General features: G+C 31.7%; 12 protein-coding genes and 1 pseudogene. 6 read left to right on the top strand and 7 right to left on the bottom strand.

All coding sequences use genetic code 11. The annotated features are described in order from the left end of the window. Positions 1–7 precede the first annotated feature (7 nt). The 4 genes from purB (at position 8) to feoB (ending at position 4,868) form a co-directional block, all read left to right on the top strand. Entirely contained in the window at positions 8–1,375 is a 1,368-nt protein-coding gene (gene purB, locus ELQ09_RS00770; protein WP_134263697.1) for an adenylosuccinate lyase, read from the top strand. An 8-nt stretch (positions 1,376–1,383) separates the two neighbouring features. Next, positions 1,384–2,724: an MmgE/PrpD family protein gene (locus tag ELQ09_RS00765; RefSeq protein ID WP_038817384.1), complete on the top strand. Its 1,341-nt coding sequence runs from the start codon at positions 1,384–1,386 to the stop codon at positions 2,722–2,724. 81 nt (positions 2,725–2,805) lie between these two features. Then, a complete protein-coding gene (locus ELQ09_RS00760) occupies positions 2,806–3,030 on the top strand; it encodes a ferrous iron transport protein A (RefSeq protein ID WP_002779147.1) in 225 nt (74 codons plus the stop codon). Then, positions 3,027–4,868, top strand: a complete 1,842-nt coding sequence (feoB, locus tag ELQ09_RS00755; RefSeq protein WP_038817383.1) for a ferrous iron transport protein B — start codon at positions 3,027–3,029, stop codon at positions 4,866–4,868. Before ELQ09_RS00760 ends, feoB begins: the two co-directional genes overlap by 4 nt. Here the strand turns inward: feoB and ELQ09_RS00750 are convergent. The 5 genes from ELQ09_RS00750 to gap are packed head-to-tail and all read right to left on the bottom strand — an operon-like array spanning position 4,865 to position 10,061. Then, positions 4,865–6,358: a hydrogenase small subunit gene (locus tag ELQ09_RS00750; protein ID WP_038817382.1), complete on the bottom strand. Its 1,494-nt coding sequence runs from the start codon at positions 6,356–6,358 to the stop codon at positions 4,865–4,867. The genes feoB and ELQ09_RS00750 overlap by 4 nt on opposite strands. A 3-nt stretch (positions 6,359–6,361) precedes the next feature. Continuing rightward, positions 6,362–7,186 carry an enoyl-ACP reductase FabI gene (gene fabI / locus ELQ09_RS00745; RefSeq protein WP_134224867.1) on the bottom strand — a complete coding sequence of 275 codons (825 nt, stop codon included), beginning with the start codon at positions 7,184–7,186 and terminating at the stop codon, positions 6,362–6,364. Positions 7,187–7,189: 3 nt separating this feature from the next. Further along, entirely contained in the window at positions 7,190–7,861 is a 672-nt protein-coding gene (locus ELQ09_RS00740; RefSeq protein WP_038817381.1) for a triose-phosphate isomerase, read from the bottom strand. Further along, positions 7,858–9,060: a phosphoglycerate kinase gene (locus ELQ09_RS00735; RefSeq protein WP_002783833.1), complete on the bottom strand. Its 1,203-nt coding sequence runs from the start codon at positions 9,058–9,060 to the stop codon at positions 7,858–7,860. The genes ELQ09_RS00740 and ELQ09_RS00735 overlap by 4 nt, the downstream gene beginning before the upstream one ends. 2 nt (positions 9,061–9,062) lie before the next feature. After that, positions 9,063–10,061: a type I glyceraldehyde-3-phosphate dehydrogenase gene (gene gap, locus ELQ09_RS00730; protein WP_002868484.1), complete on the bottom strand. Its 999-nt coding sequence runs from the start codon at positions 10,059–10,061 to the stop codon at positions 9,063–9,065. 59 nt (positions 10,062–10,120) lie between these two features. Between gap and nadD the strand changes: the two genes are divergently transcribed. Continuing rightward, positions 10,121–10,666 carry a nicotinate (nicotinamide) nucleotide adenylyltransferase gene (nadD, locus tag ELQ09_RS08285; protein WP_002862071.1) on the top strand — a complete coding sequence of 182 codons (546 nt, stop codon included), beginning with the start codon at positions 10,121–10,123 and terminating at the stop codon, positions 10,664–10,666. Positions 10,667–10,693: 27 nt separating this feature from the next. Further along, a complete protein-coding gene (gene rsfS / locus ELQ09_RS08280) occupies positions 10,694–11,020 on the top strand; it encodes a ribosome silencing factor (RefSeq protein ID WP_002855339.1) in 327 nt (108 codons plus the stop codon). 31 nt (positions 11,021–11,051) lie between these two features. On the opposite strand, the gene ELQ09_RS00720 is transcribed toward rsfS, so the two are convergent. Together ELQ09_RS00720 and pgmL are read right to left on the bottom strand one after the other, a co-directional pair. Next, positions 11,052–11,429, bottom strand: a complete 378-nt coding sequence (locus tag ELQ09_RS00720) for a DUF1090 family protein (protein WP_134224866.1) — start codon at positions 11,427–11,429, stop codon at positions 11,052–11,054. Positions 11,430–11,476: 47 nt separating this feature from the next. Further along, positions 11,477–12,866, bottom strand: a pseudogene (gene pgmL / locus ELQ09_RS00715) (phosphoglucosamine mutase PgmL). Positions 12,867–12,924: the final 58 nt, after the last annotated feature.

Below are 12,924 nucleotides of genomic sequence, written 5' to 3'. Positions count from 1 at the left end.
AGATAAGATGACAGGAATTAGTGTATTTGATCATAGATTACTAGCAGACTCATGGAGCACGCAGGAAATGCGTGCTATTTTTTGCGAACAAAACCGCATACAAAAATGGCTCGATGTTGAAGCAGCTTTAGCAAAAGCACAAGCAAAACTTAAAATTATCCCTAAAAAAGCAGCTGATGAGATCGCAAAAAAAGCTCATTATAAATTTATGGATATGGACTTTATCTTTGCTGAATTTAAAAAGACCAAACACCCTTTAGTTCCTACTGTAAGAGGATTAGAAAAAGCTTGCGATAATAATTTAGGCGAATATGTACATTTTGGAGTAACCACTCAAGATATCATCGATACAGGACTGGTTTTGCAATTTAAAGAAGCAATGACTCTTATAAAAAGCGAATTAAAAGCTATCGCAAAAGCCTTAGCGAAACTAGCTAAAACCCATAAAAACACCGCTATGATGGGAAGAACTTTAGCACTTCAGGCTTTGCCTATTACTTTTGGACATAAAGTGGCTATTTGGTTAAGCGAACTTGAGCGTCATTTTGAAAGAATACTTGAGCTTGAAAAAAGACTTTATGTAGGTAGTATAGTAGGTGCTGTAGGAACCAAAGCGAGTTTAAGTGATGAGTGCAATGAGGTAGAAAAACTCACTTTAGAAAATTTAGGACTTGATGTGCCTAATATTTCTTGGCAACCTGCACGTGATCGCTTTATAGAGCTTGGTTTTGTGCTAGGTAATATCAACGCAACCTTTAACAAAATCGCTCATGAAATTTTAATCCTTTCGCATAATGAAATTGATGAAGTTGCTGAACCTTTTGGCAGAGGACAAGTAGGATCAAGCACTATGCCACACAAAAGAAATCCTGCAGTAAGCGAAAATGCAGTTACAGTAAGCAATGCCTTTAAAGCAAATTTAGCCATTTTAAGCGATATTGAAAGACATGAACATGAAAGAGATGGTCAAGTTTGGAAAATGGAATGGAAGCTTTTACCTGAAATGTTTTTAATGCTTTCTGTGGTTTTAGCAAATATGAAATTCGCTCTTAGCGATTTAGAAGTAAAAAAAGATAAAATGCTTAAAAATTTAAATACTCTTAATGGTTTTGTTTTAGCCGAGCGTGTTATGTTTGCATTAAGCGATCATTATGGAAAACAACATGCCCATGAAATTGTTTATGAAAATGCTATGCTAGGTATAGAAAAACAAAAAACTTTTAAAGAAGTTTTACTTGCAGATAAAAGAGTATCTAAGGTATTGAAAGAAAAAGAAATTGATGCTTTACTTGATGCAACAACCTATGTAGGATATGCACCAAAACTTGTAGATGAATTTTTAGCAAAAATCAAAAATAGCGCTATCTTAAAATAGGAAAAATCATGTTCTATAGTGAAATTTTAGCGGATTTTATTTTCAATCTTAAATATGAAAATATCCCTAATACAGTTGTTCAAAGGGCTAAAGAGCTTATGCTTGATAGCCTTGGAACAGCTATAGCAGCAAGCAAAGAAGAATGTGTTTTAAATGCTTTTAAAGCTTTTGAAAATTTAAGCACAGAAAAAAATACTCCTATTTGGGTAAATGATCAAAAATTAGATCCTATATATGCAGCTATGCTAGATGGCATTGCTTCTCATGCATTAGATTTTGATGATACGCATACAGAAGCGATTTTGCATGCAAGTGCGATTTTAACTCCACTTTGTTTAAGTTATGGTTTTCATGTTAGCAAAGATGCGAAAAAAATCATCAAAGCTTTTATAATAGGCTGGGAAATTGCAGCTAGAGTAGGCATTGCAAGCAAAGGCACTTTTCATAAGCGTGGTTTTCATACTACTGCTATTGCAGGAATTTTTGGAAGCGTGAGTGCAAGTGCAATCTTACTAGATCTTAACAAAGAACAAATCATCAATGCTTTAGGACTTGCAGGAAGTTTTGCAAGTGGGATTAATGAGTTTTTATCCAATGGATCTAATTCAAAAGTTTTACATATTGCCAATACTGTTAAAAACGGCATTATGGTAGCTCATTTTGCCAAAAACAATATGAGTGGGCCTTTGAGTATTTTTGAAGGTAGGGATAATATCTTTAAATGTTTTGGCATAGAAGAAGAATGCGATAAAACAGAACTTAGCAAAGCCTTGGGAGAAATTTGGCAAACTATGCAAGTTTCAATCAAGCCTTATCCAAGTTGTCATTTTGCTCATGGGCTTATTGATTGTGCTATTGCTTTAAAAAATGATGGTTTAAAAGCTGATGAAATTAAAAGTATTCATTGTTTTGTAGATGAAGTTCCTATTTCTTTTATCTGCGATCCTTTGGAAGCAAAATACACTCCAAATAGTGCTTATGAAGCTAAATTTTCCATGCCTTTTTTAATGGCTCTTGGATTCTTTGATGGTAAAATCACTCTTGAATCTTATAAAAATTTAAAGCGTGAAGAAGTACTAGAATTTGCTAAAAAAATCAGTTACGAAAAAAGGAAATCTCAAGGCTTTCCAAAATATTTTCCAGGGCATTTAGAAGCCAGTTTGCAAGATGGACGCATAATCCAAAAAGATGTTTTTATCAATAAAGGTAATTTTGATAATCCACTAAGTTTTGAAGAATTAAAAGCTAAATTTTTAGCCAATGCACAAATTTACCTTGATAATGCTAAAGCTAACAAAATTCTAGATCAAATCATCAATCTAGAAAATTTAAACCACTTTTCTTTTTAAATATTTATCCTTCTTTTTACAAGAAGGATAATTTCATTACACTTTTTTATTATAATATTTATTATTAATTTAGGAATTACAATGACTTTAAACGAGTTAAAAGATGGACAAAAGGCTATTATTGTCAATTTAAACGCTCACAAAGAACTCAAAAATAGACTTTTAAGCTTTGGATTTATTAAAAATAAAAACTTGAAAAAAATTCACTCCTCTTTAAAAAATGCCACCATAATGGTAGAACTTGATACAAGTTGTGTTATCCTAAGATCTGATGAAGCTAAAACCATAGAAGTGAATCTTATATGAAAAAAATCAAAATAGCCCTTGTAGGTCAGCCTAATGTAGGCAAAAGTCTTCTTATTAATGCGCTTTGCAAAGCCAATATGAAAGTAGGAAATTTTAGCGGAGTTACTATAGAAAAAGCAAGTGCAAAAACTTTTTACAAAAACTATGAATTTGAAGTCATTGATTTACCAGGAACTTATTCTTTAGATGGATATAGCGAAGAAGAAAAAATCACACGTCATTTTTTAAATCAAAATGACTATGATGTTATTGTTAATGTTTTAGATGCTACTAATTTAGAACGCAATCTTATCCTTAGTGCAGAACTTTTAAGCCTTAATAAAAAAATGCTTTTAGCTTTAAATATGTGCGATGAAGCCAAAAAAGAAGGTATAGAGCTTGACACTTCTATTTTAAGCCAAGAATTTCAAAGTCAAGTTGTTGAAATTTCAGCAAAAACAAAAGAAAATTTAGAACTTTTGCTGCAAAAAATTATTATTTTATTTGAAAGTAAATTTATTCCAAGATCTCAATTTTACACTCCGCTTTGCGAAAAAACTCCAGAAAAAGAAGATTTATTATATTTTATTAATGAACTTTCAAAAAAAATTATCACACATAAAAAAGAAGAGAGAAATTTAACCAAAAAAATCGATGCCTTACTTATCCATAAATTCTTTGGCTTACCTATATTTTTATTTTTAATGTGGCTTTTATTTCAACTCACCTTTAGCTTAGGACAAATTCCTATGGATTATATAGAATCAGGCTTTAATGCCTTAGGTGAATTTGTTAAAAACAATATTTCTAATACCTTCATCGCTTCAGCTTTGGCTGATGGGATTATCGCAGGTGTTGGTGCTGTGATACTTTTTTTGCCTAATATAATGATTTTATTTTTAGGCATAGCTCTTTTAGAAACCACAGGCTATATGTCAAGAGTAGCTTTTTTACTTGATGGGATTTTACATAAATTTGGTTTACATGGCAAAAGTTTTATTCCACTAATCACTGGTTTTGGTTGTTCAGTACCTGCTTTTATGGCTACACGCACTCTTAAGAACAAAAGAGATAGACTTTTAACTCTTTTTGTGATCAATTTTATGAGTTGCGGGGCAAGACTTCCTGTATATGTGCTTTTTATCGGCGCTTTTTTTCCAAGTGAAAAAGCAGGAAATTATCTTTTTGGAATTTATATTTTAGGTGCGATTTTAGGACTTTGTGCTGCAAAATTTTTAAGAATGACAGCATTTCGTGGACTTGATGAACCTTTTGTTATGGAAATGCCAAAATATCGTATGCCAAATTGGCATTTAGTTTGGTTTATGGTTTATAATAAAGCCAAAATGTATCTTAAAAAAGCAGGAACTTTCATACTTTTGGCCTCTTTGCTCATATGGTTTGCTAGTAATTTTCCAAAAAGTGAAGAAAATTTAAATGATTTTAATGCTCAAGAAAGAGCTATAGAACAAAGTTATTTAGGACAATTTGGCAAAGGCATAGAACCTATTTTTAAACCCCTTGAGTTAGATTGGAAATTAAGTGTATCTTTAATCAGTGGTTTGGCTGCTAAAGAAGTAATGATTTCAACTATGGGAGTACTTTATTCACTAGGAAAAGATGTAGATGAAACAAATAATGATTTAAAAGGAATTATCGCTAAAAACATACCTATACCAAGTGCAGTGGCTTTTATTTTATTTGTAATGATTTATAATCCCTGCTTTGCAGCAACTATAGTTTTTTCAAAAGAAAGTGGAAAGCTAAAATATACTCTCTTTCTCTTTCTTTTTACCTGCACAAGTGCTTATATAGTAGCTTTTATAGGACTTCATATTGCTAAAATTTTATTAAACTAACTTGCTTTTAATGATGAAATTTTAATAATATTATCTTCAAAAGCTTTTAAAATACTATAAGCAATACCTTCAAAATCAAGCCCACCGCAAAGATAGATTAAAGTCATACGAAAAGATTTACTCACATCAAGCTTTGGTTTTTCAGCGTTCATATTCAACTTAAAATCATAAGGACTTGCATGTTTAAAAGCGTAATTTTTTGCCGCAATTAAAAAATCATTCTTATCTTTTAAAAACTCGCCTTTAACCAAAATAAAGCTTATCTCAAGATATTTCCAAAAATCTTTTGAAGGCATAGGATTTTCATCAAAATTTTGTTCTATAAAAGCATAGTTTTTTTCAAAAGATTTTTTATAATTTTCTACAAGCAAAGCACCTAATTTATTTTTAGCTATATTTTGTAAAATAAGTTTTATATTGCTTTCAAATTCAAAATCTATTTGTTCTAAAATTTTAATTTGCTCTTCTAGAAAAAATTCTTGTTTTAACTCTTCATTACAAAGTTTAGCGTAAGAAAAAATATTTGCCATAGGCTTTTCATAATTCCCAAACTCATCCCAAAAATTTTTCTCACTACAGGCTATACAACCATGTCCTGCGGCCACTGGCCAAGAAGTTTTAGCATTGAATTTCACTTTAGGACAGTTGTTGTAAGTATAAGGTCCTTTACAACCTACCTTAAATAAACAAGCTCCATTCTTTGCAGCCTCATCGTCAAAATGTTCAGCAAAAATCCCACTTTCAAATTTTGCCTTTCTTTCACACATATCATGCAAACATTTACCATAAGCCCACACAGGACGATTTTGCTCATCAAGTTCAGGTAAAACTCCAAATAAAGCAAAAAAACTTAAAGTCGCAATGATATTTACATCACTTGGAGGACAACCTGGGATATTTACTACTTTTTGACTTAAGACTTCACTAATACCACAGGTTTTACTAGGATTTGGATAAGCAGCTTGAATACCACCATAACTTGAACAAGTACCCACTGCAAAGATAGCCTTGGCTTTAGCGGCTAGTTTTTCTAAAATTTCATAGCCACTCTCTCCTTGTGCTCCTATAGTAAGAAAAAAGGTATCAATGGCTGCAACACCACCTTCAACCGCTAAAATAAAATCTTCTTCTAAAACATGCTCTAAAAGCTCTTCAGCTTTAGTGCCATTTGCTGCCATTAAAGTTTCATGATATTCTAAAGAAAAAAAATCAAAAATAAGCTCATCAAAACTTGGCAACTCAGAACGCAACAAACTCTCACTACACCCTGTACATTCACAAAGATGAAGCCATACTAACTTTGTTTTAGGTGCGATTTGAAAAAATCTTTGAGCAAGAGCTGGAATTTCATTGCCTAAAGATAAATGCTTAGCAAGAATTTTTACACTTTCTTCATTGACAACCTTATCCTCTTTTAAAATGGAATTTTCAAGTTTTTTAATGCGACCTTCAAGTATATTTTTTAATTCTTCATTGCTAAGCTTTGTCATTTTTTATCCTTTTTGATTATCCCAACAAAGAACAGTTTGCCCTTCTTCATTTTTTTCAACATCACCCATACCCATGATGTTATATCCTGCATCGACATAATGTATTTCACCTGTAACACCATTTGCTAAATCGCTAAGTAAATACATAGCCGAATTTCCTACATCTTCTATACTAACATTGCGTTTTAAAGGAGAATTGATTTCATTGTATTTTAAAATCATTCTAAAATCCCCTATTCCACTTGCTGCTAAAGTTTTAATAGGACCTGCTGAAATAGCATTAACACGGATTCCTTTTACCCCTAAATCTCTTGCCAAATAACGCACAGAACTTTCAAGTGCAGCTTTTGCTACACCCATAACATTATAATGAGGCACATATTTAACCCCTCCAAGATAACTTAAAGTCAAAATCGAACCCTTATCTTTTAAAATAGGTAAAACCGCACGTGTTAAAGAAAGTAAAGAATACACAGAAGTTTGCATAGCTATATCAAAAGCTTCTTTTGAAGTTTCTAAAAAAGAATTTTCTAAAGCTTCTTTTGGAGCAAAAGCAACCGCATGCACTACAAAATCAATCTCACCTAAATCTTTTTTGATTTTTTCAGCGATAGAATCTAAATGCTCATTATTGTTTACATCAAGCTCATAAACAAAATTAGAATTAAACTCTTGTGCTATAGGTTCTACGCGTTTTTTTAAAGCATCATTTAAAAAAGTAAAAGCAAGCTCGGCTCCTTGAACAAAACATGCTTTTGCTATGCCATAAGCGATAGATTTATTATTTGCAACCCCTACAATAAGGCCTTTTTTACCCTTCATAATCATCTTTTATCCTTTGATTAATTTTATAAAATTTTCTACTTTTAAAGCTGCAGAGCCTATCAAAACTCCTCCACAATGTTTTACACTTAAAATTTCTTTGATATTATTTTCATTCACACTTCCACCATAAAGCAAAGGTACCCTAGTTAAACTCGCTAAAAATTCAAGCACTTTAGCAATATCTGTAGCTTGTGCGCTCACTCCCGTTCCTATAGAATAAATAGGCTCATAAGCAATGATGAGTTTTTCATAATTTAAATCAATAATTTCAAGTTGTTTTTTTAAAAACTCTAAAGTCTTGCCTAAATTTTTTGTATCTAAATTTTCACCTATACAAAAAACAATTTTATAGCCATGCTCTTTAGCAAAATCAAATTTAGCCTTAATAAGTGCTTCATCTCCTAAAGCTCTTCTTTCAGAATGCCCGATTAAAACACATTTGATCCCAAATTCGTCCAAATGTTCTTTTCCAAGCTCGCCTGTAAAAGCACCATTAACACAAGGATAAAAATTTTGCGCTCCTTGTATGAAGTTATTTTCATTTTCTAAAAATGCTACACTAGGTGGGAAAACGATAATATCATCGCATTTTGCCCCCATAGTTTTATTTAAAATTTCAGCATAAATTTTAAAGCTTGCCCTTGTGTGATTGCATTTTAAATTTGCAGCAAAGATCATTCATTTTCCTTAGATCTTAAAGCTTTTACACCTGGAAGTTCTTTACCCTCTATAAGTTCAAGAGAAGCACCACCTCCAGTGGAAATAAAAGTCATCTCATCTGCATCACCTGCACGCGCAACCACATCAGCCGTATCGCCACCGCCAACAACAGAAGTTGCATGTCCTTCGCTGATATAATGACTCATTTTAATACTACCTTTTGAAAATTTATCAATTTCAAAAACACCCATAGGTCCATTCCACCAAATCGTTTGCGCATCAGAAATCACCTCTTTAAAAAGTCTCACACTTGCAGGTCCTATATCTAAACCCATCCAACCATTTGGAATTTCTTGCGCTGGAACAAATTTCATCGGTGCATCTTGTGAACACGCAGGAGCGGCTACAACATCTACTGGAAGATAAATTTTTACTCCTAAATTTTTACCCTTGGTAAGAATTTTATTAGCTTCTTCTAAAAGCTCTTCTTCTAAAAGTGAATTTCCTATATCATAACCTAAGGCTTTTAAAAAAGTAAATGCCATACCTCCGCCTATGATTAATTTATCTACCTTTGGTAATAAATTTGTCAATGCTTGAAGTTTTCCGCTTACCTTTGAACCTCCAACAACAGCGACAAAAGGACGTGCTGGATGTTTGATAAGATTGCTTGCAAAATCAATTTCTTTTTGGAGTAAAAATCCTGCGCCTTTGTGTTTTTCATCAAAAAATTTAGTAATCGCCTCTACACTAGAATGTGCTCTATGGCATACTCCAAAAGCATCATTGATATAAACTTGAACCATAGAAGCAAGTTCTTTGGCTAAATTTTCATCATTTTTAGTTTCGCCTTTTTCAAAACGCAAATTTTCAAGAAGTAAAATTTCACCCGCTTTTAAATTCATAGCTTTGGTTTTTGCATCTTCGCCGATAACATCTTTTGCCATAATAATTTCTTTATCTAAAAGTCTAGCAAGACGCTTAGCCACAGGTTCTAAAGAATATTTAGAGCTAATTTCTTTTGGACGCCCTAAATGAGAGGCTAAAATCACACTACAACCATTATCCAAACAATATCTTATCGTAGGAATAGCTGATCTTATGCGTCTATCATCAGTGATATTTAAAAAATCATCTTGAGGAACATTAAAATCACATCTTATAAAAACTTTTTTCTTAGCTAAATCAATGTCTTTTATAGAAATAATATCACTCATGATTAAGCCTTATTTGCAATATATACTGCCATATCTACTAGACGACTTGAATAGCCCCATTCATTATCATACCAAGCAATTACCTTGATAAAATCATCCGCAATCACTTGAGTTAAATCACTTGCTACAATAGCTCCATAAGAACAAGTGATAAAATCGCTTGAAACTCTTTCATCATCATCTACCATTAAAATGCCTTTTAAATTTGTAGTTGCAGCTTTTCTAAAAGCTTCATTGATTTCATCTTTGCTGACTTTACGGCTTAGTTGTGCAGTTAAATCCACGCTTGATACATCAATCACTGGCACACGCATACTTTGTCCATGAAGCTTGCCATTAAGTTCAGGCATAACAAGTTTCATAGCTTTTGCTGCGCCTGTAGAAGTTGGAATGATATTTTGCGCTGCAGCACGAGAACGGCGTTTATCTTTAGCTTTAGCATCAATAATACTTTGTCCATTTGTATAAGCATGTATTGTTGTCATAAGTCCTTTTTCTATGCCAAAATTATCTTGTAAAACACGACAAACAGGACCTAAACAATTTGTTGTACAACTTGCATTAGAAATAATGCTTTCACCCTTGTAAAGTTCTGAATTTACCCCTAAAACATAAGTAGGAGTATCATCTTTTGCAGGAGCACTCATGATCACTTTTTGTACTCCCATATCTATAAATTCTTGACATTTTGCCATAGTTAAATGCGCTCCTGTACACTCTAAAACAATTTGTGCGCCGTGTTTTGCAAAGTCAAGATCTTTTACATTGCGACTTTTAAATACTTTGATTTTTTTACCATTTACCACTAAATCATCGCCTTCACTATCAACACTGCCTTTAAATTCACCATGTACTGTATCGTATTTAAAAAGGTATTTTGTAAGTTCAATATCCGTAGTATCATTTATCGCCACAAGCTCAATATCATTTCTTTCTAAGATGATTCTTGCAACACATCTGCCTATGCGTCCAAAACCATTTATAGCAACTTTTACAGCCATTTAATTTCCTTTTGCAAAATATAATGTTAATATTCTACAAAAAAAAGGTTAAAAATTTAATGAAGATAGCACTTTTTGGTGGCAGTTTTGATCCACCACATAATGGACACAATAGCGTTGTTTTAGAGGCTTTGGAAAAATTAGATATTGATAAGCTTATTATTATGCCTACTTATATCAACCCTTTTAAACAAAGTTTTAGTGCTGATGAAAAGCAAAGATTTTTATGGGTTAAAAAACTTTGGGGACATTTGCCAAAAGTTGAAATTTGTGATTTTGAAACCAAGCAAAAACGCCCTGTTCCTAGTATAGAAAGCGTTAAGTATCTTTATAAGCTTTATAATCCTAGTAAATTTTATCTTTTAATCGGCGCAGATCATTTAGAAAAACTTCATCTTTGGCATGATTTTGAAAAACTTAATTCTTTAGTAGAATTTGTTATTGCCAATCGCAATGATATAGAAATTCCTAAGAATTTTAAAGATTTAAAAACCGATAAAAAAATCGCTTCTTCTTTCATACGCAATACTTTAAATACAAATGAAGTTTGCGAAGAAATTAAAGATGAAGTAAAAAAATATTATGAAAAATTACAAAAAAATTGATACAATTTCAAAAATTAAAGGAAAATAATGCAAGAAAGAATAGATTTAATCGTTAAAATTTTAGATGAAAAAAAAGCTGAAGATATCAAAACCATTGACATGAGCGAGCAAGAATACTTTGTAAAATATGTCATTATCGCAGCTACTTTAGGAGAAAGACACGCTCTATCTTTGATCGATGAGCTTAAAACACAACTTAAAGCCAAAGGTGAGGAATTTTTAAACATAGATAGTAGTGAAGAATGGAGCGTGATTGATCTTGGTGATATTTTAATCCATCTTTTAACACCAGAACACAGAGGAATTTATAATATAGAAGAATTATTAGAAAATCTTAAAAAAGGTAGGGTTTAAAAAGGCTAAAATTTAATTAGCCTTTTAATTTTTAGAGATTATCGATATATTCTTTAATTTCTTTTTTGATCTTCTCTTTTTGTTCTTTTAAAGCTTCTTTTTTAGCTTTATACTCAGCCTTACTCATATAATCTTTTTGTTTTTTTAAAGCATCAAGTTCTTTTTCGATTTTTTCCACTTCTTGTTCTTTAAGTTTTTTAGCTTCTAACTTTTTATCATAAAACATAGGATCTTTAGCACAATCATTTTGTACTTGTTTTAAAGCAAGCTCTAAGCTTAAAGTTCTAGCTGTATCATTATGTGCTTTAGAAAAACTGATTTCTTTATTGATACGATCGATTTTTCTATCACATTCACTTGTACCAAAAGCAAAGGCGCACAACGAAAGTAGAACAAGTATTTTTTTCATTTTTAATTCCTTTTTAAAATAAATTTAAATCGCGAAATATTATCTCATCAATTCTTAGGCCTAGCTTTTATATCATCAAATAAAGCAAATACCATACTTTCAAGCTCTTTTGCTCTTTCTAAAGAAGTTGCTTCAAAGCGTGTGATAAGATAAGGGCTGGTGTTAGATGCACGAAGCAAAGCCCATCCATCGCCAAAATCTATCCTAGCTCCATCGATTTCACAAAGACTTTTAACACCTTTTAAAGCTCCTTTTTCAATCTCTTTTTGAAATTCTTCCACAAGTTTAAATTTTTCTTCTTCATTTACAGGAATTTTAATTTCAGGCGTAGTATAAAGTTTTGGTAAAGCTTTAATCATACTTTCTAAATCAAAACCTTTATAAACAAGTTCTAAGGCTCTTAAAAATGCGTAAATTCCATCATCATAACCAAAATATCTATGTTTAAAGAAAATATGCCCACTCACTTCAGCAGCTAAATCAATATCTTTTTCTTTCATCATTTTTTTGATATTAGAATGTCCTGTTTTTCCCATAAAAATAGTTCCAAATTTAGCCACTTCATCAAAAAGATTTTTAGAACATTTTACCTCGCCTAAAATGCGTGGACTAGGAATATTTTTAGCAAACAAATAACAAAGCTCATCCCCACAAAATACATGAGTTTTACTCAAAGCAACCATTCTATCAGCATCCCCATCAAAAGCAAAAGCTAAAGAATAATCTTGATTTTGATTTAAAAACTCTCTAATCGCACTTAAATTTTCTTCTTCTGTAGGATCTGGAGCATGGTTTGGAAACTGTCCATCAGGCTCTGCAAACATTACATGAGCTTTTAAATTTAAAGCTTTAATTAAAGGCTCTATCACCACTCCAGCCGCACCATTTGTGCAATCAACGCCAAATTTATAATTAAAATCCTTTAAAAAGCTAAATTGCTCGCACATAAATTTCACATAAAGGCTTAAAATATCGTATTTTTCTACTTCTAAATTTTCTTCAATATCATCATCTAAATGCTTATAAACTTCTTTTGAAAACTCTTTTAATTCCACGCCAAAAAAACTTTCTTTATTGATAGTGATTTTAAAACCATTATAATCTTTTGGGTTATGAGAGCCTGTTATCATAACATTTGCATCAAATTTCAAGCCCTCATAAAGACTAAAATATCCCAATGGAGTTGGTACAAGCCCTATATCATAGATTTTTATTCCCGCTTTGTTAAGTCCACTCACTAGATAATTAAAAAGTTCATTTGCACTATATCTTGCATCATAACCCACACTTACATTTTTACAGCCTTTATTTAGCATGGTTTGTCCTAAGCAAAAACCTATAGCCTTAACACTTTTTTCATTTAGTTCTTTACCATAAAGTCCTCTTATATCATATTCTCTAAAAATCACATCTAACATTTTTTTCCTTCAAATTCATCTCTTCTTTGACCTAAATTTATCGTTTTTCTAAAGCAAATTTGGATAGAAAAGAAATT

Origin of the sequence: Campylobacter sp. CH186 (assembly GCF_004378925.1) — a bacterium.
Taxonomy (GTDB): domain Bacteria; phylum Campylobacterota; class Campylobacteria; order Campylobacterales; family Campylobacteraceae; genus Campylobacter_D; species Campylobacter_D jejuni.
Note: the sequence above shows the minus strand (reverse complement) of the source record. Positions and strands in the feature narration are given on the sequence as shown.

Coding starts and splice junctions, on each gene's coding strand:
- feoB (WP_038817383.1), top strand. CDS start 3,027: ATGAAAAAAATCAAAATAGCCCTTGTAGGTCAGCCTAATGTAGGCAAA.
- ELQ09_RS00740 (WP_038817381.1), bottom strand. CDS start 7,861: ATGATCTTTGCTGCAAATTTAAAATGCAATCACACAAGGGCAAGCTTT.
- ELQ09_RS00735 (WP_002783833.1), bottom strand. CDS start 9,060: ATGAGTGATATTATTTCTATAAAAGACATTGATTTAGCTAAGAAAAAA.
- ELQ09_RS00750 (WP_038817382.1), bottom strand. CDS start 6,358: ATGACAAAGCTTAGCAATGAAGAATTAAAAAATATACTTGAAGGTCGC.
- rsfS (WP_002855339.1), top strand. CDS start 10,694: ATGCAAGAAAGAATAGATTTAATCGTTAAAATTTTAGATGAAAAAAAA.
- ELQ09_RS00760 (WP_002779147.1), top strand. CDS start 2,806: ATGACTTTAAACGAGTTAAAAGATGGACAAAAGGCTATTATTGTCAAT.
- ELQ09_RS00720 (WP_134224866.1), bottom strand. CDS start 11,429: ATGAAAAAAATACTTGTTCTACTTTCGTTGTGCGCCTTTGCTTTTGGT.
- purB (WP_134263697.1), top strand. CDS start 8: ATGACAGGAATTAGTGTATTTGATCATAGATTACTAGCAGACTCATGG.
- nadD (WP_002862071.1), top strand. CDS start 10,121: ATGAAGATAGCACTTTTTGGTGGCAGTTTTGATCCACCACATAATGGA.
- ELQ09_RS00765 (WP_038817384.1), top strand. CDS start 1,384: ATGTTCTATAGTGAAATTTTAGCGGATTTTATTTTCAATCTTAAATAT.
- gap (WP_002868484.1), bottom strand. CDS start 10,061: ATGGCTGTAAAAGTTGCTATAAATGGTTTTGGACGCATAGGCAGATGT.
- fabI (WP_134224867.1), bottom strand. CDS start 7,186: ATGATTATGAAGGGTAAAAAAGGCCTTATTGTAGGGGTTGCAAATAAT.